Raw genomic sequence first — 20,107 nt, 5'->3', positions numbered from 1 at the left:
AAATAATGAAATTGAAACACATAACTATCGCCTTTTTTGGACTGCTACTTTTGGGAAGCTGTAAATCTGCTTTGGAAAAAAAGACATGGAAAGAAGGAATTTTAGTAGATGAATTCATTTACGATAAAGCACCTTATCCTTCCTGCCATTCCGTAACGATTGTGGAAGCAACCAACGGAGATTTAGTTTCGGCCTGGTTTGGAGGATCACACGAAAGACATCCGGATGTTTGTATTTATTCGGCTATAAAACCAAAAGGAAGCGATAAATGGGGTGAACCCATTAAGGTAGCAGATGGTGTTATGAAAGACGGCACAAGATTTCCAACCTGGAATCCAGTTTTGTACCAAATTCCCGGTGGAGATTTGATGCTGTTCTATAAAATTGGACCAAAACCATCCGAGTGGTGGGGCGTTTACAGAACTTCTTCCGATGGCGGAAAAACCTGGTCTGATAAGATTGATATGCCAAGTAAAGATTTCTTGGGACCAATTAAAAACAAACCGGTCTTATTAAGCAACGGAACCTTATTGCTTCCTTCAAGTACCGAAGGAAATGGCTGGCACTTGCGTATGGAATCCACTCCCGACTTCGGAAAAACCTGGGTTTTAGGCGATACCATTTCAAGAGGCAAACAAAAAATAAATGCTATTCAGCCAAGTATTTTGTTTCATAAAGATGGAAGCATTCAGGCGATTGGAAGAACCAAAAATAGAGCTATTTTTAGCACTTTTTCTAAAGACAACGGAAAAACCTGGTCGGATTTAGAATTGCTCGGATTGCCAAACAACAACTCCGGAACTGATGCGGTAACATTGAAAAATGGAAAACATTTATTGGTGTACAACCATGTCCTGCCTCCGGGGACTGAATCTAAAGGACCAAGAACACCTTTAAATCTTTCTATTTCAGATGATGGAATCAACTGGAAAGCGACTTTGGTTTTGGAAGATTCAAAAATCAGCCAATATTCGTATCCGTCAATAATTCAGAGTTCAGATGGAATGGTGCATATCGTGTACACCTGGAGAAGACAAAAACTGAAATATGTAAAAGTTGATCCGAGTAAATTGGTAGCACTTCCAATCAAAAACGGAATCTGGCCGGGTGATGAAGGGAAAGTGGTAACAGCTGTAAAAGCGGAAGAAGAGTAAAAATATTTGCCATAGATAAATCTCCATAATCTGCTAAATCTGCGGGAAAAATTACTCTCGCAGATTTAGCAGATTTAGCAGATTATTTTTTTAATGTGTGGTAATAATAAATAATAAATATGAATTTAACTTATTTAAAAAGTAACTTAATTGTTGCAATGTTGGTTGTTCTATCAGGAACATTCAGTAATCTAGTTTCAGCACAATCCAGTAAAAAACAAAAGTACAAAGTGGCAGTTTGCGACTGGATGATTTTAAAAAGACAAAAACTCGGAGCATTCGGTTTGGCAAGCGAAATAAAAGCAGACGGAATCGAACTCGATATGGGCGGTTTGGGAAAAAGACCCACTTTCGACAGCAAACTGGGCGACCCGATAGAAAGACAAAAGTTTCTGGATAAATCCAAAGAAACAGGTGTTGGAATTAGTTCCATCGCAATGTCCGGATTTTACGCACAGTCATTCGCTAAAAGGGATTCGATTGCCCGTATGATTAACGATTGTGTGGCAACCATGAAAAATATGAAGGTGAAAGTAGCTTATCTTCCATTAGGAACAGAAAGCGATTTGACAAAAAATCCGGAACTGCGCCCAATCATTATCGAAAGATTAAAATGGGCTGGCAAACAAGTCGGTAAAATCGGAGGAATAATTGCCATTGAAACTTCACTAAATGCTACCGAAGAGAAAAAACTGTTGGAAGAAATTGGCTGTAAACACATCAAAAGCTCTTTCAATTTTGCGAATGCCGTAGATAACGGAAGAGATATCGCAACCGAATTGAAGATTTTAGGCAAAAAACATTTGGCACAAATTCACGCTTCCACAACAGATAACGTTTGGCTGGAAAACGATAAAAATGTCGATATGCCAAAAATCAAAAAAACACTGGACGAAATGAAATGGAGTGGCTGGCTAATCGTAGAACGCTCCCGTGATGTAACGCAGGTGCATAATGTAAAAGCGAATTACGGAGCAAACGTTGCATATTTGAAGAAAATTTTTCAGAATTAAAATCATTTAGCCACAGATTAAAAAGATTAAAAGGATTTTTAAAATCTGTGAAAATCTTTTTAATCTGTGGCAAAAAACAAGATTATAATTTGTGCTAATTTGTGCAATTTGTGGTCAAAAACATAATACAATGAAATATTTAAGCTTACTTTTTTTAGGACTATGTACCACATTTGCATCAGCGCAAAACATCACCATTGTTCGTGATGCGAAAGCGCCAAGAGCCGAATTTGGTGCTCAAAAATTATCAGAAACCGCAACTGCAAAAGGATTCAAAGTCACTTTTGCAGACAAAGCCCCTAAAAAATCAAAAGATAAAGTAATCGTCATTGGTCAAAAAGGAACCGATTTCTGGAAACAAAATGCCAAAACGGCTAAAATAGACGACAGCCAACTAACCAAGAAAGAAGGTTTTCAGATCCGCACGCAAAAAAACATCATTTTCATTGAAGGAACAGATGCAAGCGGTGCTTTGTACGGCGCTTTTGAATTGGCAGACCAAATCAAAACAGCTGGTGAGATTCCATCAGAAATCAATATCGACGACAGTCCCGAAATGGTTTTGAGAGGAGCCTGTATCGGAATGCAAAAACCGGTTTATCTTCCAGGCAGGGACGTTTACGAATACCCATACACACCCGAAACTTTTCCTTGGTTTTACGATAAAAAACTATGGACAAAGTACCTTGATATGATGGTCGAAAACCGAATGAACTCTTTGTATTTATGGAACGGACACCCTTTTGCATCGTTGGTAAAACTAAAAGATTACCCTTTTGCATTGGAAGTAAGCGAAGAAGATTTCAAAAAGAACGAAGAAATTTATAAATTTCTGACCGTAGAAGCCAACAAAAGAGGAATCTGGGTAATCCAGATGTTCTATAATATCATCGTTTCCAAACCATTTGCGGAGCATTATAACATTAAAACACAGGATCGTTCGCGTCCGATAACGCCTTTGCTTTCGGATTATACCAGAAAATCAATTGCGGCCTTTATCGAAAAATATCCAAACGTTGGATTGTTGGTTTGCCTTGGAGAAGCCATCAACACCATCGATGATGATGTGGAATGGTTCACCAAAACCATTATTCCTGGTGTTCAGGACGGTCTGAAAGCCTTAGGAAGAACAGATGAACCGCCAATTATTCTGCGTTCTCACGATACAGATGGACCATTGGTAATGGAAAAATCGCTTCCGTTGTATAAAAACCTGTACACAGAAAGTAAATATACCGGAGAATCCCTGACGACTTACACACCGGGCGGACCTTGGGGCGAAACGCACAAACAGTTAAGTGCTTTAAAATCAATTCATATCGAAAACGTACATATTTTGGCCAATTTGGAGCCTTTCCGTTACGGATCGCCAGACTTTATCCAAAAAACAGTAAAAGCCATGCACAGCGTTCACGGTGCCAACGCATTACACCTGTACCCGCAGGCATCTTATTGGGACTGGCCGTATTCGGCAGATAAAACCAAAACAGGCGAACGATTGCTCGAAATGGATCGTGACTGGATTTGGTACAAAGCCTGGGCGAGATATGCGTGGGAAAGCAAAAGAGATCGAAACGAAGAAATTAAATATTGGGATAAAGACCTGGCAGCTAAATACGGAACCGATTTAGAAGCAGCCAATAATATTCAAAAAGCCTACGATGAATCTGGCGAAATTGCCCCAAAAACTTTAAGACGTTTCGGAATCACTGAAGGAAATCGTCAAACTTTATTGCTGGGAATGTTCGAAAGCCAGTTGGTCAATCCTTCGAAATGGAGAGTCTATCCGGGATTCCACGAATCTTGCGGGCCTCCGGGAGAATTGCTTTTGGAGTATGCCAAAAAAGAGTGGAACAAACAACCGCATTCAGGTGAATTGCCAACGCAGATCATTGCCGAAATCACGGAACATGGAAGATTGGCCGTTGAAGCCATCGACAAAGCCGAGTCAAAAGTAACCAAAGACAAGGAAGAATTCCTGCGTCTTAAAAACGATATGCACGCTTATAAAGCTTTCGCCGATTTCTTTTCGGAGAAAGTAAAAGCCGCTTTACTGGTCCTGCGTTACAGCTATTCCAACGAAATTGCCGATTTGGATAAAGCCCTTCCGCATCTCGAAAAAAGCATCGAATATTACGAGCATTTGGTCGGTTTAACCAAAGACCATTATTTGTATGCCAACAGTATGCAGACGGCACAACGCCGTATCCCGATTGGCGGAGACGACGGAAACAACAAGACATGGACCGAATTATTACCACATTACGAACGTGAATTGGCAAATTTCAAACGAAATCTGGATCTTTTAAAATCATCCAAAGACGGTAAAATCGTAACCAAAGAAGGCAAGCCGTGGAAAACCGCTGAGGTAACTTTATTAAGCGATAGCAAAGGAACTTTCGCAGTCAAAAACGGAACAAAAGTATACGGAACACCAATTTCAGAACTGATAAAAGTAGCTCCTGAATTACAAAACCTAAAAGGAATTGCATTTGATGAAGCGTCGCAAAACGAAAACGGAACGCACCTGAAATTCAAAAACAACAAAGCCGTAAAACTGGTGGTAGGTTATTTCAATTCCGACCAAAAAAGATTTTTATTCCCGCCAAGCCTGGAGACAGACGCAGCCGGAAATGCCCACGGTCAGGCCGAAGTAATCCTGGCAAGCGCAATGAATTTAAAGGAATTGCCACGAATCAACATTCACACCTACACCTTCGAACCGGGCGAAAACAAACTCGATTTGGGCAAAGGAAGAGTCCTGATTTTGGGCTTCATCGACGCCAATCAAACCATTACGACCCGTGATGTCGGCTATATCGACGAAGGCGAAAAAGGGGCGGTAGACTGGTTGTTTTATTAAGATAATTTGGGCGTGACCCTCCGTGAAAAACTTCGGGTCGGGCTGTACGTTCCCGCTTTTTTTTGATCCCGTTTTTTTACGGGATCAAAAAAAGAGCTCCACTGCTATCCCTCACGCGAACAAACGAGTCATTGCGAGGAACGAAGCAATCGCATGACGTGAGGATAAAGGTTAAGAATAAAAAACACAATCTTGTCATCCCGAGGTACGAGGACATGAGCGAAAGCGAATTGGCGAAGCAATCTCCGCAAGATGCACGACAAAGATTGACAACATTTCTTTGAGGAGTTACTAACGGAGATTTCTCCTTCGTCGAAATGACAAAAGGAGCATAAAGAATCCAACTTAAATGACCTTATATAACTTATATGGTTTAATAAAAGGTTCAATATAAAGTATGAAGAAAATAGTTTTTTTTATTTTTTGTTTTTTTGTAGGTGCTTGCTTTGTATGGAGTCAAAGCAGCAAGGGGCAGGCGAAGTTTCGTAAAGAAGTTTCGCTGAATTCCTCCTGGGAAACCATTGTTTTAAATCAGCTTCCGGAAAAAGAAGAAACTTTTGTGCAAAATCCAAAAGTCAACACACAATGGCAAAAAGTAAACGTACCCCACAATTGGGATCAGTATTACGGTTTTCTAAGAACCAAACACGGCAATCTGCATGGAACGGCATGGTACCATAAAACACTACAGTTAGATAAAAAAGACAGTGGGAAAAGACATTTCCTGTTTTTTGAAGGCGTAAGTTCCTATGCCACAGTTTGGGTAAATGGCAAAAAAGTCGGTGAACACAAAGGCGGAAGAACCACTTTTACAGTCGATATCACCAACGCAGTTTCTTTCGAAAAAGCAAATGATATAATTGTCAAAGCATCACATCCGTCATTCATTGCCGATTTGCCTTGGGTTTGTGGCGGTTGTTCGGGAGAATGGGGATTCTCGGAAGGCTCACAGCCAATGGGTATTTTCAGACCTGTAACTTTAGTCGTTACCGATGAAGTTCGGATAGAACCTTTCGGCGTTCATATTTGGAATGACAAAGCAACTTCCAAAGAAAAAGCAATCCTGAACATTACTACCGAAATCAAAAACTACGGAACTTCAAACCGAAACCTAACTATCGAAAACACCCTTTTTGATAAAAACGGAAAGAAAGTCGTTAGTGTAAAAAGTGATATCAAAACCACTTCAGGAGAAACAAAACAAATAGCACAAACACTTCCAGAATTTGCAAATCCAAGATTATGGTCGCCAGCCAATCCGTATTTATATGAATTAGTGACTACAATTTATGAAAACGGAAAAAAAATAGACGAATTAAAAACACCTTACGGAATCCGTTGGGTAAGCTGGCCGGTGAGTCGTGACGGAAAAGACAATCGTTTTTACATTAATGACGAGCCTTTGTTCATCAACGGAACCTGCGAATACGAACACTTAATTGGAAACAGTCATTCATTTTCAGATGAGCAAATCCATTCCAGAATCGAACAAATAAAAGCAGGAGGTTTCAATGCTTTTCGCGAAGCACATCAGCCTCACAATCTAAAATATCAGGAAGAACTGGACCAAAACGGAATCCTGTTTTGGAGTCAGTTTTCGGCACATATTTGGTACGACACACCCGAATTCAAAGAGAATTTCAAAACCTTATTACGAGAATGGATTAAGGAACGCCGAAATAATGCGTCGGTCGTGATGTGGGGTTTGCAAAACGAAAGCACGATTCCAAAAGAATTTGCCGAAGAATGTACCCAAATCATCCGCGAAATGGATCCAATGTCGGCTTCGCAACGCATCGTTACAACCTGCAACGGAGGTGAAGGAACCGATTGGAATGTCGTGCAAAACTGGTCGGGAACCTATGGTGGCGATCCGTTTAATTATGATGTCGAAATGAGCACGCAATTGCTAAACGGAGAATACGGTGCCTGGCGTTCACACGACCTCCATACCGAAGGCGAATTTGATCAAAAAGGAGTTTTAAGCGAAAACCGTTTCTCGCAATTAATGGAAATCAAAGTCCGTGAAGCCGAATCGGTAAAAGATAAAATTGCGGGACAATTCAACTGGCTTTTTGCTTCACACGAAAATCCGGGACGCGTGCAAAACGGTGAAGGATTTCGTGATATAGACAAAGTTGGACCCGTCAATTACAAAGGACTTTTCAGTATTTGGGGCGAACCTCTGGATGCTTATTATATGTACCGCGCAAATTATGTTTCCAACAAAACCAATCCAATGGTCTATATCGTTTCGCACACCTGGCCGAATCGCTGGGATGCTCCGGGAATCAAAAACGGAATCGATGTGTACTCCAATTGTGATGAGGTCGAATTGTTCAATGATATCGATAAAACATCATTGGGTAAACTAAAAAATCCGGGATTGGGACAGCATTTTCAATGGAACAATGTCAACATTCAATACAACGTTTTGTATGCTGTGGGTTATGTAAACGGAAAAGCCGTTGCCAAAGACTATATCGTTTTGAACAGTTTGCCAAAAGCACCTAATTTCAAAGCATTAGAAACCAAAAAAGAAACACTTTTACAGCCTCAAAAAAACTACAATTACATTTACAGAGTCAATAGTGGCGGTAGTGAAATCACCGATTCTCTCGGAAATTTATGGCAGGCTGATGTTCACAAAAGCGGAGAAAACACCTGGGGTTCTTTGTCGTGGACAGATAATTTCAAGCAATTGCCTGATTTTTTTGCCAGTCAAAGAAGCACTTTCGACCCAATTTCTGGAACAAAAGACTGGAAATTATTTCAGAGTTTCAGATACGGAATCGACAAACTCCGTTACGAATTCCCAGCTCCGGACGGAGAATATCTGCTAGAATTATATTTTACAGAACCCTGGTACGGAACCGGAGGCGGATTGGATTGCAAAGGGTGGCGCTTGTTTGACGTAGCCATCAATGACAATGTGGTGCTGAAAGATTTGGATATCTGGAGTGAAGTCGGACACGATTCGGCTTTAAAGAAAACCTTCGTCGTGAAAAGTAAAAACGGAAAAATTGTTATCTCGTTCCCGAATGTAAAAGCGAGTCAGGCTATTATTTCGGCAATTGCGATTGCCACCAAAGATAAAACGGTAAAAGGAGCTTCGGCTTCGCCAAGGAATATTCAGAATGTTGTAAGTAATTCAGAAACTAAAATCGGTTCCTGGCTGGATATCAATTCAAAACAATATTCAGATTCCGAAGTTGTTTTTACGCAATTACCCGCTGAAGTTTATGGAGCAGATTATTTGCAGATTTCATCAAAATCAAAATCTTCGGGTTCATTTGTAACCAAAGAAGATTCAGAAATCTATCTGTTTACCCAATCAAAAGATTCTATTTCTGGTTACAAAAGAATGACCGAAACAGCTAAAAATTCAGATAAAATTGAATTTTCTGTTTTCCATAAAAAAGTCAAAAAAGCAGAAAAAGTTAGCTTTGAAAATAACTCAATCGCAGTTGTTCCAACTTACGATATGGGTGAAAAAGACGATTCAAGACCCGTTGTACTTTTGGAAGCTGAAACCGCCAAAACCACAGGAAACGGAATCGAAAAAGGAAACTTCAAAAAAGCGGATTACATCGAATTTACACAAAAAACAAAAAACAGCATTCAGTTTGAAGTAAAACCCGGAGTTGCGGGAATTTACCTAATGCGTTTCCGTTTTATGAACAAAAACGAAACACCTTTGAAAGTCAAATTCAAAATGGAAGACGCCTACGGAATCCTGATGCGAAATGACACGATTGAATTTCCTTCAGCAACAGAAAAATGGAAGATATTAAACACAACTTCCGGAGGTTACATCAACGCAGGAATCTATAAAATCACAATAGAATCAGAAGATATGAAAGGATTGCTTTTGGATTCTTTTGAGTTTCAGTAGAGAGAAAATAGAAAATAGAAAATAGAAAATAGAGAAAAGAGTAAAGAAGAAAGATTCTAAAATTGATATATTTAATTGAATAAAAAATCTGCGAAATCTGCAAAATCTGCGAGAAACACTTTCAAAATCTTATTATGCTATTTGGTTTTAAAAATATTTACAATGGTAAAAAAATATCAAAACGTTTTACAAAAAACAGCAATTGTATTGGCATTATCGCTTTTAGTTGCCTGTGCATCAAAAAGTAAAAATGCGAGAATCGTCGAGGATTTCAATCAAAACTGGAACTTCAAATTAGGCGATTATCCAACGGCAATCGAGTCCAATTTCAATACTGCCGATTGGAGAACTTTGCAATTGCCGCACGACTGGAGCATCGAAGGTAATTTCGATAAAGACAGTAAAACCAAACAGGCACAGGCATTTTTGCCGGCTGGAAAAGGCTGGTACCGCAAAACTTTTACCGTTCCTGCGGATTGGGCAAACAAATCGGTTTCGATAGAATTTGACGGCGTTTTCAAAAATAGTGAAGTATTCATTAACGGACATTCGTTAGGAATACGCCCGAACGGATACATTTCATTCACCTATGAATTGTCGCAATATTTAAATTTTGGAAAGGAAAATATCATTGCCGTAAAAGTCGATAACGATGCACAGCCCAATTCCAGATGGTACACAGGTTCCGGAATTTACAGAAACGTACGATTGGTGGCGAGCGAAAAACTGCATGTTGCGAAATGGGGAACGTATGTAACAACACCTGAAGTTTCGGCTGAAAAAGCATCGGTACATTTGGAGGTAACCATCGAAAATAAAACAAATTCTGAAAAAGAATTCCAATTGGTAACTTCTATTTTGGATGCGAATAATAAAGAAGTCGCGAATGCCAAAACAACAGAAAAAATCGGAGCCAATACAAACTCAAAAAAGATTCACAATCTAAACGTAAACCAGCCAAAATTGTGGGATACCGAAAATCCGAATCTGTATAAAATTGTTACTACGATTTACGAAAATTCAAAAGCTGTCGATAATTACGAAACGCCTTTAGGATTTCGATTTTTCAATTTCGATGCTGAAAAAGGCTTTTCATTAAACGGAAAACCAACCAAAATATTAGGTGTTTGCCTGCATCACGACAACGGTGCTTTGGGAGCTGTGGAGAACATTCACGCTGTTAAAAGAAAACTGAAAATCATGAAAGAAATGGGGGCTAATGCTATTCGAATGGCACATAATCCGCATTCTTTGGAGATGATGCAGTTGTGTGACGAAATGGGATTTATTGTTCAGGATGAGTTTACCGATGTCTGGAAAAAGAAAAAAGTGACCAACGATTACCATAAAGACTGGGATGCGTGGCACAAACAGGATCTGGAAGATTTCATCAAAAGAGACCGAAATCATCCTTCGGTAATTATGTGGAGTATCGGAAACGAAATCCGTGAACAATTTGACAGCACCGGAATTGCGATTACCAGAGAATTGGCTCAAATCGTAAAATCGCTTGACACCATTCGTCCCGTTACGAGTGCTTTGACCGAGAATGTTATCGAGAAAAATTTCATTTACCAGTCGGGCGCTTTGGATTTGTTGGGATTCAATTACAAACACGAAGATTATAAAGACTTTCCGGTTCGTTTCAAAGGGAAAAAAATATTAGCTTCCGAAAGTGTTTCGGCACTTGAAACCCGTGGACATTACGATTTTCCTTCGGACGGAATTAAGGCCTGGCCACCAAAACACGGCGCGCCTTTTGACGGAAATGCTGACTGGACCGTTTCGGCTTATGATCAGGTGAAGTCGTATTGGGGTGCAACGCACGAAGAAAATTGGAAAACGATCAAAAAACAGGATTTTATGGCTGGAACTTTCATCTGGACTGGCTTCGATTATCTGGGCGAACCCGATCCGTATCCGTATCCCGCAAGAAGTTCGTATTTCGGAATCGTAGATTTGGCAGGCTTTCCAAAAGACGTTTACTATATGTACCAAAGCGAATGGTCGAAGAAATCTGTTTTGCATATTTTTCCGCACTGGAACTGGCAAAAAGATCAGGAAGTCGATGTTTGGGCCTATTACAACAATGCCGATGAAGTAGAATTGTTCATGAATGGAAAATCATTAGGCAAAAAAGCCAAACAAAATGACGATCTGCATATTTCGTGGCGCGTAAAATTTGAACCGGGAACCCTAAGAGCCATTTCCAGAAAGAACGGAAAAGTAGTTTTGGAAAAGGAAATCCATACCGCCGGAGAAGCTTCCAAAATAGATTTGAAAGCCGATAAAGCAACCGTAAAAAACGATACTTACGATTTGGTTTACGTAACCGTTTCCATCACAGATAAAGATGGAAACCTAATCCCGAATGCCGATCATAAAATCGATTTTGAAGTAACCGGAGGAGGAAAACTGGTTGGACTCGACAACGGTTATCAGGCTAATCTGGATTCTTTTAAAGCGTCATCCTATAAAGTATACAATGGTAAATGCATCGCCATCATTCAGTCGAATGGTAAGAAAGAAAATATTCAGTTAACGGCTTCTTCTGTAAACGGAATGTCAAGTACAGTAATTGTAAAAGTAGAATAAGTACTTTAGAAAATAATTTGTATTGAAAACTCCATTAGCGATAATGGAGTTTTTTTGTGGGATATTTTCTGTTATGAGTAAAGAAATATTAGCAAACATAAATTTACTACTTTTGTGTTATTGATAAATATGTCAAAGAGAAAGAAAATGAAAATAAATATAAAAGAATTAGGCGCAGTAAAAGAAGGAACAATTGACCTTTCAAAAAAGTTGAATGTTTTTTGCGGACCAAATGGAACAGGAAAAACATACATGGCCTATGCGATTTATGGTTTGCTGAAATCTCAAATACATATTGGTTCTGATGAAGCTTTGGCTAAGGAGTTAATTGAAAAGAGAAAAACCAATTACATTATAAATTTTAAAGCTATAAATGCATATAGAAAAAGCATCATTGATAATTTTAAAGATAATTTTGATAGTTTATTTGGCATTGGAGTAGATTTAGCAAAGCAATATTTTGAAAAAACTGAAATATCTTTTGGAGAAACAAATGAAGAATTCAAACAGCAAATTATTGACTGTGAATTTCAGGCTATAATTTCAATTCGAAAAATAGATATTGAAGTTAGCAAAACAAAAGGTACTGATTTTTTAGTATTAGAGATTCAAGAGAAAACAATTTCTAATAAAGATATTGATACTTTAAATTTCTTTCTATTTTCATCTATTTTGTCACTGTTAGCAACACATCCTATCGGCTCAACCTATATTCTTCCAGTTGAAAGAAACTCTATTTTTACATTTAGTAAAGAACTTTCTATAAGCAAACAAGAAGCTGTTGATCATTTTCACGCTATGACAGGAAAAAATAAGATTGATAGATTTGATTTGTTATTTAAAAAAACAAATAGATATCCGCTACCTATAAAAGATGGTTTAATGATTGCCGATGATTTAGCAGAAACTAAAAAAACAACAAGTAAGTTTTTTGATTTTGCTTTGGAAATTGAAAACGAATTACTTCACGGCAAAGTACAAATTACTAGTGAAGGAGAAATTCAGTTTAAGGCGGATAAAGCTCCAAAGAGAGTTTTACCAATTCATATGACAGCTTCTATAATAAAATCATTATCAAGTTTAGTAGTATATTTAAAACACATTGCCCAAAATAATGATTTAATTATTATTGATGAACCAGAAATTAATTTGCATCCTGATAATCAAATTATCTTAACAAAATTATTTGCTCGTTTAATCAATAAGGGATTCCGATTGTTAATTAGTACACATAGCGATTATGTAGTTAGAGAATTAAATAATTTAATTATGCTTTCTTCGGATAAGCCAGAAATAGAATCACTTAAAAAATCTTATGGTTATACAGCAGATGAGTTTATTCAAAAAGAAGATATTGCTGTTCATTATTTTAATTATCCGTTAAAATCACGAAGCAATAAACAAGTTATAGTTGAGTCTTTAGAAATTGATGATAGTGGTTTCGAAATACCATCTGTAGATGTAACAATTGAACAACAGAACAAGATTGCTGAAGAGTTGTTTTATACATTAAAATATGGTGGAGAAGATGAGTAAATTAGTCTATATCTCAAATATTTTAGATGATTTTTTTAAAGAAGATAAAATAACAAAACTTCAAGAACTTCAAGAAAAAATGGAAATAGAGTTTGTTAGTGATAAAAAGAAATATTTATCTTTTTCTTTTGACAAACCACTACCAGCAAAAGATTATCCAAAAGGACTATTTCCTTTTTTTAATAGAGGAGAAGCAAAAGTTACTTTGTTTTGTGATTATATGATTTTTTCTGAGCACAATAACAATTTGTATATTTTATTGATTGAGCTGAAAAAAGGAGATAATAATGTAACAAAACAATTGAATGCAGGCAAATGTTTTGCGGAATATGTTATTTCTACATTAAACCGTGTTTATGATCTTAATATTGTTCCTGAAATAAGGCAGATTTCTATACGTGAAAGACATATTAAACCAAAACAAAAACAGAAAGAGATTGACTATCAAGATAATTTTCATACATTTTGTAATAGTAAATTTTGGTTGAAAATGTATCTAAAATAATTGTGTTTCCAGTTCAATGTTGACACTATTTTCTAATAATGTAAGCCTGTTCTCAACATTACAAAAAATAGTTGAATTGGGTTTGGAAGGACATTTGAAATTGTATTAAACTTTCGCAAGCTGGCGCGATCGTCCCACTCGTGAACACAATCAAATCAAAAATTACCTTGCTGTGTAATCTTTCAAATTGAATCTATTTCTGCTCATAAATGCAAGACAATAAAATAATGATGAAACAATTTCATACAATAATTTTTATAATTTCAGTTCTTTTGATTTCCTGCGAACAAAAGCAGGTAAAATTTGAAGAAAAAAAATGGAAAATTCGTAATGATATAGACTATAATCATCGTGAGCTTATGATTCAGGATTTAAAACAGAATTATTTAAAACCAGGCATAAAATACAATGATGTAAAAAAATTACTTGGAAGAAATTATAATGAACGTTCAGAAGATTCAATCCAGCTTGAATATGAAATTTATACTGATTTCGGAACAGATATTGATCCCGTAGAAACCAAAACATTTATTGTAAATTTCAACTCCGACTCCGTTTTGGTTAGCACCCGAATTGATCATTGGAGTAAATAATTCTAAATTCATAGTCATCCAAAATGTTCTTTGGAAAATTTACAATAAATATCGAACTTTACAAAAAATAAGAAACTATGAATGCTTTAGATAATATAAAAAATAGTTTGATAGACAGAATTTTAGCAACTAAAAACGAAAGATTGTTGGAAGCCATAAATAGCATTTTTGATTCAACACAATCCGAAGAGATTATTTCTTTATCATCAGAACAAATTGAAATGTTGTTAATGAGCGAAGAAGACATTCAAACCGGAAAATTCATTTCTGAATCTGAGCTGAACAAACGCGATTCGGAATGGCTCAGTTAAATATATTTTGGACTGAAACTGCAATTCGTCAAAGAAATCACATTTTTGAATATTGGATTGAAAGAAACAAAAGCAATACGTATGCTAAAAAGCTAAATCAAAAAATAAAGGAACGAACCGATTTACTAAAACTAAATCCTGATCTTGGAAAGAAAACAGAGGTTAAGAATACCAGAGCAGTTTCTCTTGGTCATTATAGTATCCTTTATCAAAAATACCATTCAAAAATAATAATTACGGGTTTTTGGGATAATCGACAGGAGCCAGAAAAATTATTAAACCATTTGAAAAACAATCAATAAGCAGTTACTCTATAAAAAACTCAAATAATCAAAAGTCAAAAAAAATTTCAGGTTTTTTTAATACCTCAAACCTCATTTCCCTCAGTCATATCTATAGTTTTTGGATGCAGGCTAACCAGTTGTAAAACGATGGCAGTCACAACTACAAATAACAGCAGTACAAAAACGTGTCTCATTCCTCCATTATCAGCGGCTTTTCCTAAAAACTCAGTGATAACTGCCCCGGCCGAAATACCTGTAAAATTCATAATTCCATATCCGGTAGCACGGTAGCGAGGCGCAACAAACTGACAAAGAATAGGCATATTATTGGTGTCGTATATTCCAAATCCAAGTCCAAAAAGAATAGCGCCCAAAATAATAGCTGCTGTGTCACAGCAGTAGCCAAATAAAAACAAGGCCGGAATGGTAAGAAACAATCCAATAGCGCTGGTGTAAATTCTTCCTTTAAGATGTTTCATCACCCATCTGTCTGAAATGGCACCGCCAATTAAAACACCAAAAAAGGAAGACATCGAAATGGTTACCGTTGCAATGGGTCCCGCCAGAGACATGTCTAAATGTAAGGTTTCAGTAAATAAGGTAGGTAACCAGTTTTTGGCCGCCCAGCCCGGTAAACTTGGTGCAGAGAAATAAAAGAGTATAACCCAAAAGGAAATATTACCGAATAACATTCCCAATCCTTTGAACATTTGCCTGAACTCATAACGGATAGATGACTTTTTTGCAGAATCAAAAAAGTAAGTTTTCTTTTCCTGTAAAAAAAAGATCAGTACTAAACTGTAAAGTACCCCAAGTAAACCTACGGAGTGAAAGCTGAAATGCCACGAAAAATGTTTGGAAATAGTGGCTCCAAAACCGCCCAGCGCCTGTCCTAAATAAATTCCGGTGGTATGAATGGCAATAGCAAAAGAGCGTGTTTTTTCCTGATGGTAATCTGCAATTAAGGATAATGCAGCCGGAATATAAAAAGCTTCACTGAAACCCATAATGCCGCGCAAAATATAAATCTGATTGAAGGTTGTGGCATAACCCATCGCCATAGTAACCCCGGACCAAATAAAAAGACTTGCTATGATTATTCTTTTTCGGTTAAATCGATCGGCTATAATTCCGGAAACGGGGCTCATAAGTGCATATATCCAAAGGAAAATAGCCATCAAGAGACCGAAATTTTCTGCTTTAGCCAATTCAGGAATGTCATCCATCATCGCTGATTTCATAGTTGACAACATTTGTCGGTCTAAATAATTCAATAAAGCGACAAACCACAACAAGCCAACAACAATCCATGGATAGGATTTTTTTTCATTCAATTTTGCAATCATTTTCTTTTTTCAAAATAATGGCCGAATATACGAATTCAAACGCAACGGGGATAATTGTTTTTCCATCTGATTTTGTAATGTGTGCTAAAGAAATTATAATTAAGTTGCAGTATCTTAACTTTGTTAACAGCACAAAAAGTAAATATTGTCAGAATAAATATTTAAGTAGAAACTAGTATATTCGTATTGTAATCAGATTAATTGAAATTCAAAGAGTACCATGACACCTAACGACAAACAAAATGAACGTGTAGCCCAAATGACATTTGCTTCGGTTTATCCACATTATGTTGCTAAAGTGGAGAAAAAAGGCAGAACCATAGCTGAATTGCATCAGGTAATCGAATGGCTGACAGGATATGACGAAAAGAAATTAAAAGAACTGATTGATGAAAAAATAACCTTTAAAGACTTTTTTGAAAAAGCCAATCTCAATCCTAATGCCTCGCTCATTACGGGTGTAATTTGTGGGTACCGCATTGAGGAAATCGAGAATACGCTGATGCGTCAGGTACGTTACTTAGATAAATTAGCAGATGAACTGGCAAAAGGCAAAAAAATGGAAAAGATTTTGCGGGTTTAACAGGTTTTGTCATAAAAGTAAAGAAATTTATTGTTGTCTCATTCAAAATAATCCCTCCTCAACCAGCACATAGCAGGACAGTTACTTTCCTTAAAATCCTTTAATTTAGAATCTTAAAATAAATTAGAATGGAAAGAGTGTTTGCAGAATATCTTATAGAAACCCCTTATGATGTAGAACAGGCTTCGGCGGTTTTGGCGGGCGAGCAGTCCTCGGGAACTTTTGTGTCTGTTCCGGGCGAAACTGAAGAATTGAAAAAACGCTTTGCGGCGCGAGTGGAGGATATTCAGTTATTGGATTTGGCAGACGAACCTTCTATTCCGGGCGGAAGTATTCCCGGGAAAAAATACCAAAAAGCAAGAGTAAAAGTAAGTTGGTCGATTGAGAACTTTGGCTATAATCTGCCGGTTCTGATTAGCACTTTACAGGGAAATCTATACGAAATCACGCAATTTACGGGTTTGAAATTAATGGATTTCGAAGTGCCGGATTCTTTCGCAACTCATTTTAAAGGACCAAAATTCGGAATCAAAGGCTCTAAATTATCCTGTGGTGTAACCGACAGACCCATGATTGGAACCATTATAAAACCAAGCATCGGAATGAGCGTGGAGGAAACCGTCGCTTTGGTAAAATCATTGATTGATGCCGGAATCGATTTTATCAAAGACGACGAATTAATGGGTTCAGCCGCGAATTCTCCTTTTGACGAAAGGGTGAAAGCGATTATGAAAGTCATTCGTGACAACGAGCAAAAAACAGGTAAAAAAGTAATGTATGCGTTCAATATCAGTGATGAAATTGACGAGATGCAACGCAAATATGATTTGATCAAAAAAGAAGAAGGAAGCTGTGCGATGATCAGCATCAACAGTGTAGGGCTTTCGGGAACAAAGAAAATTTGTGATCAGGGCGAACTCGTTATTCACGGTCACAGAAACGGCTGGGGAATGCTTAATCGACATCCTTTATTGGGAATAGAATTTCCGGCCTATCAAAAAATACAGCGTCTGGCAGGAGTTGATCAATTGCACGTCAACGGTATTCAGAATAAATTTTGGGAATCCGATGATTCGGTGGTGACCTCGATAAAATCCTGTTTGAAACCCTTTTTGGGCGGATACGAAATATTGCCCGTCGTGTCTTCAGGACAATGGGGAGGACAAGCCGTAGAAACCTACCGAAGAACGCAAAGTACCGATTTGCTGTATATGGCTGGTGGCGGAATTTTGGCACATCCAATGGGACCAAAAGCCGGGGTAAACGCGTTACAGCAAGCATGGACAGGAGCCGTTGACGGATTGTCTGTGGAAGAAACGGCTTTAAAATATCCAGAATTTGCCGAATCGGTAAAGAAATTTTCGAAATAATGAAGAACGATAAATTGCTATTGGCCTATTATGGCGACGATTTCACGGGCTCTACGGATGCCTTGGAATTCCTGACATTGGCCGGAGTGAAAACGGTTCTCTTTCTTCGAAAACCCGCACAAAAGGATTTAGATCGTTTTCCGGGAATTCAGGCAATTGGTCTGGCGGGAAAAAGTAGGTCGATGTCACTATCAGAAATGGGCACAGAACTTTATAGTGCTTTTGAAAATCTGAAAAGTTTTGAACCCGCACATTTTCATTATAAAGTCTGTTCCACTTTCGATTCGGCGCCACACGTCGGAAATATTGGAAAAGCAATCGAAATAGGAAGCGAAGTCTTCAATCAAAAAACAGTTTTGGTTTCACCTTCAGCACCACATTTGGGACGGTTTTGTGTTTTTGGAAATCTGTTTGCCCGAATGGGAACGATCGGAAACGGAGAAATTTACCGTATCGATCGTCATCCATCCATGAGCAAACATCCCGTTACACCTGCTTTGGAAGGCGATTTGACGATTCATTTAGCAAAGCAAACGGAGAAATCCATCAATCTTGTCAATTTAACGACAATTGAAAATGGCGCATCAGCAGTTCTGGAATCGGTAGAAAACAACAAAGCAGAAATCCTGTTTTTTGACGGATTCAATTTGGAACATCTAAAAACCATTGGAAGTGTTTTTAATCAATTGGCAACCGAAAAGACATTGTTTTCAGTAGGTTCATCCGGAATCGAAATGGCTTTGGGATTGGATTGGGCAGCACAAAAAATAATAGGAAAAGAAATAACATTTGAATCGGCTGGAGAAGTTTCGCCTATACTTGTTTTATCGGGAAGCTGTTCTCCAGTAACATCAAGTCAAATTGAATACGCTCTCGAAAACGGATTTTTGGAAATAGCATTAGCAAGCAAAGCTGTTGATGTGCAAAATCAGGCAGAAATTATAAAAAATACCGTTTCCCGTATTGTTGACAATTTCAATCAGGGAAAAAGCACGATTTTGCACACGAGCACAGGTTCAAAAGATCCGCGCATTGCTGAAACCGAATCGTATTTCAGAACACAAGGAGTATTGGAAAACGACATTCAGAAACAATGCAGTACGGTTTACGGAAGTGTTTTGGGACAAATAACCAAAGAGGTGCTAAAGGCTGTCAAAATTAAAAGAATCCTTTTTGCCGGTGGCGATACATCAAGTTATGCTGCTTCAGAATTAGATATTCTGGCACTGGAAATGATTGCGCCGATAGCACCGGGAGCACCGCTTTGCAAGGCAGTTTCGGACAATGAATGGGTTAATGGAATAGAAATGAATTTTAAAGGCGGTCAGGTTGGTACTGCCGATTATTTTATAAAAGTATTAAAAGGAGAAAAATTATGAGTGCAAAAGTTTTAGGTTTCGTACATACATCAGCAACATTGGTTCCGTTGTTTCAGCAATTGAGTAATGAGTTTTTAGAGGGAATTGAAACATTCAATATAGTCGACGACAGCCTGATAAAAGACGTAATCAAAAAAGGAAAATTAATGCCCAATACGGCTTCCAGAGTGGTGAGCCATGTCAAGCTTGCTGAATCCGCAGGTGCCGATATAATTCTGGTAACCTGCTCGTCTATTGGTGTAGCGATTGAAACAGCTGCAACATTGGCAACAGTTCCGGTAATTCGTGTAGATCAGGCAATGGCAGATGAAGCAGTTCAAATCGGCAATAAAATTGGTGTTATTGCAACCTTGCCAACCACTTTGGAACCAACCAGCGATTTGGTTAGAAGAAGAGCAGAATTGGCAGGTAAAAATGCAACGATTACTTCTAAATTATGCGAAGGCGCTTTCGAAGCCTTAATGAGTGGAGACGCAGCCAGACATGACGAGATGGTAGCCAAAGCATTAAAAGAATTAATGGAAGAAGTGGACGTAATTGTTTTGGCACAAGCCTCAATGGCAAGAGTTGTCGACGGTTTGAGTGCCGAAGAAAAATTAGTGCCTACTTTGGCAAGTCCCGCCATTGCCATAAAAAAACTGGCAGAGCTTTATTTTTAATTTTAATAACAGTTATAACAA

The 20,107-nt window shown here is 37.8% G+C and carries 15 protein-coding genes; 14 read left to right on the top strand and 1 reads right to left on the bottom strand.

What is annotated here, in order from left to right; genetic code table 11:
• Positions 1–5: 5 nt before the first annotated feature.
• The 10 genes from ACEN92_RS12325 to ACEN92_RS12280 all read left to right on the top strand — a co-directional run bounded on the left by ACEN92_RS12325 (position 6) and on the right by ACEN92_RS12280 (position 14,767).
• Positions 6–1,154, top strand: coding sequence for a sialidase family protein (locus ACEN92_RS12325; protein ID WP_495638663.1), 1,149 nt, complete (start codon positions 6–8; stop codon positions 1,152–1,154).
• Between the two features lie 119 nt (positions 1,155–1,273).
• Positions 1,274–2,167, top strand: a complete 894-nt coding sequence (locus ACEN92_RS12320) for a sugar phosphate isomerase/epimerase family protein (RefSeq protein WP_495638662.1) — start codon at positions 1,274–1,276, stop codon at positions 2,165–2,167.
• Positions 2,168–2,297: 130 nt separating this feature from the next.
• On the top strand, positions 2,298–5,030 hold the full coding sequence (locus tag ACEN92_RS12315) for an alpha-d-galacturonidase (RefSeq protein WP_495638661.1): 2,733 nt from the start codon (positions 2,298–2,300) through the stop codon (positions 5,028–5,030).
• Between the two features lie 397 nt (positions 5,031–5,427).
• On the top strand, positions 5,428–8,925 hold the full coding sequence (locus ACEN92_RS12310; RefSeq protein WP_495638660.1) for a malectin domain-containing carbohydrate-binding protein: 3,498 nt from the start codon (positions 5,428–5,430) through the stop codon (positions 8,923–8,925).
• 162 nt (positions 8,926–9,087) lie between these two features.
• Entirely contained in the window at positions 9,088–11,520 is a 2,433-nt protein-coding gene (locus ACEN92_RS12305; RefSeq protein ID WP_495638659.1) for a glycoside hydrolase family 2 TIM barrel-domain containing protein, read from the top strand.
• Positions 11,521–11,667: 147 nt separating this feature from the next.
• Entirely contained in the window at positions 11,668–13,056 is a 1,389-nt protein-coding gene (locus ACEN92_RS12300; protein WP_495638658.1) for an AAA family ATPase, read from the top strand.
• Positions 13,049–13,561, top strand: a complete 513-nt coding sequence (locus ACEN92_RS12295) for a hypothetical protein (RefSeq protein WP_495638657.1) — start codon at positions 13,049–13,051, stop codon at positions 13,559–13,561. Before ACEN92_RS12300 ends, ACEN92_RS12295 begins: the two co-directional genes overlap by 8 nt.
• A 227-nt stretch (positions 13,562–13,788) precedes the next feature.
• Positions 13,789–14,154, top strand: coding sequence for a hypothetical protein (locus ACEN92_RS12290; RefSeq protein WP_495638656.1), 366 nt, complete (start codon positions 13,789–13,791; stop codon positions 14,152–14,154).
• A 77-nt stretch (positions 14,155–14,231) separates the two neighbouring features.
• Positions 14,232–14,465, top strand: a complete 234-nt coding sequence (locus tag ACEN92_RS12285; RefSeq protein WP_495638655.1) for a hypothetical protein — start codon at positions 14,232–14,234, stop codon at positions 14,463–14,465.
• Positions 14,453–14,767, top strand: a complete 315-nt coding sequence (locus ACEN92_RS12280; RefSeq protein ID WP_495638654.1) for a type II toxin-antitoxin system RelE/ParE family toxin — start codon at positions 14,453–14,455, stop codon at positions 14,765–14,767. Before ACEN92_RS12285 ends, ACEN92_RS12280 begins: the two co-directional genes overlap by 13 nt.
• A 65-nt stretch (positions 14,768–14,832) precedes the next feature.
• On the opposite strand, the gene ACEN92_RS12275 is transcribed toward ACEN92_RS12280, so the two are convergent.
• Complete coding sequence (locus ACEN92_RS12275) at positions 14,833–16,095, bottom strand: MFS transporter (RefSeq protein WP_495638653.1); 1,263 nt, start codon at positions 16,093–16,095, stop codon at positions 14,833–14,835.
• A 220-nt stretch (positions 16,096–16,315) separates the two neighbouring features.
• Here ACEN92_RS12275 and ACEN92_RS12270 point away from each other — a divergent pair, with 220 nt between their 5' ends.
• From ACEN92_RS12270 to ACEN92_RS12255, 4 genes are all read left to right on the top strand, one after another.
• Positions 16,316–16,678 (top strand): DUF2200 domain-containing protein, encoded by a 363-nt coding sequence (locus ACEN92_RS12270; RefSeq protein ID WP_495638652.1) that lies wholly within the window; start codon positions 16,316–16,318, stop codon positions 16,676–16,678.
• Positions 16,679–16,806: 128 nt separating this feature from the next.
• Positions 16,807–18,048: a ribulose-bisphosphate carboxylase large subunit family protein gene (locus tag ACEN92_RS12265; RefSeq protein ID WP_495638651.1), complete on the top strand. Its 1,242-nt coding sequence runs from the start codon at positions 16,807–16,809 to the stop codon at positions 18,046–18,048.
• Positions 18,048–19,427 (top strand): four-carbon acid sugar kinase family protein, encoded by a 1,380-nt coding sequence (locus ACEN92_RS12260; protein ID WP_495638650.1) that lies wholly within the window; start codon positions 18,048–18,050, stop codon positions 19,425–19,427. Before ACEN92_RS12265 ends, ACEN92_RS12260 begins: the two co-directional genes overlap by 1 nt.
• Complete coding sequence (locus ACEN92_RS12255) at positions 19,424–20,086, top strand: aspartate/glutamate racemase family protein (protein ID WP_495638649.1); 663 nt, start codon at positions 19,424–19,426, stop codon at positions 20,084–20,086. Before ACEN92_RS12260 ends, ACEN92_RS12255 begins: the two co-directional genes overlap by 4 nt.
• Positions 20,087–20,107: the final 21 nt, after the last annotated feature.

This window comes from Flavobacterium sp. Flavsp81 (assembly GCF_059491325.1).
The sequence above is the reverse complement of the archived record's forward strand: the minus strand, read 5'-3'. Positions and strand labels throughout refer to the sequence as shown.

Excerpts from the sequence above, each read along its gene's own strand:
- ACEN92_RS12325 (WP_495638663.1), top strand. The coding sequence starts at position 6 with ATGAAATTGAAACACATAACTATCGCCTTTTTTGGACTGCTACTTTTG.
- ACEN92_RS12320 (WP_495638662.1), top strand. The coding sequence starts at position 1,274 with ATGAATTTAACTTATTTAAAAAGTAACTTAATTGTTGCAATGTTGGTT.
- ACEN92_RS12315 (WP_495638661.1), top strand. The coding sequence starts at position 2,298 with ATGAAATATTTAAGCTTACTTTTTTTAGGACTATGTACCACATTTGCA.
- ACEN92_RS12310 (WP_495638660.1), top strand. The coding sequence starts at position 5,428 with ATGAAGAAAATAGTTTTTTTTATTTTTTGTTTTTTTGTAGGTGCTTGC.
- ACEN92_RS12305 (WP_495638659.1), top strand. The coding sequence starts at position 9,088 with ATGGTAAAAAAATATCAAAACGTTTTACAAAAAACAGCAATTGTATTG.
- ACEN92_RS12300 (WP_495638658.1), top strand. The coding sequence starts at position 11,668 with ATGAAAATAAATATAAAAGAATTAGGCGCAGTAAAAGAAGGAACAATT.
- ACEN92_RS12295 (WP_495638657.1), top strand. The coding sequence starts at position 13,049 with ATGAGTAAATTAGTCTATATCTCAAATATTTTAGATGATTTTTTTAAA.
- ACEN92_RS12290 (WP_495638656.1), top strand. The coding sequence starts at position 13,789 with ATGATGAAACAATTTCATACAATAATTTTTATAATTTCAGTTCTTTTG.
- ACEN92_RS12285 (WP_495638655.1), top strand. The coding sequence starts at position 14,232 with ATGAATGCTTTAGATAATATAAAAAATAGTTTGATAGACAGAATTTTA.
- ACEN92_RS12280 (WP_495638654.1), top strand. The coding sequence starts at position 14,453 with ATGGCTCAGTTAAATATATTTTGGACTGAAACTGCAATTCGTCAAAGA.
- ACEN92_RS12275 (WP_495638653.1), bottom strand. The coding sequence starts at position 16,095 with ATGATTGCAAAATTGAATGAAAAAAAATCCTATCCATGGATTGTTGTT.
- ACEN92_RS12270 (WP_495638652.1), top strand. The coding sequence starts at position 16,316 with ATGACACCTAACGACAAACAAAATGAACGTGTAGCCCAAATGACATTT.
- ACEN92_RS12265 (WP_495638651.1), top strand. The coding sequence starts at position 16,807 with ATGGAAAGAGTGTTTGCAGAATATCTTATAGAAACCCCTTATGATGTA.
- ACEN92_RS12260 (WP_495638650.1), top strand. The coding sequence starts at position 18,048 with ATGAAGAACGATAAATTGCTATTGGCCTATTATGGCGACGATTTCACG.
- ACEN92_RS12255 (WP_495638649.1), top strand. The coding sequence starts at position 19,424 with ATGAGTGCAAAAGTTTTAGGTTTCGTACATACATCAGCAACATTGGTT.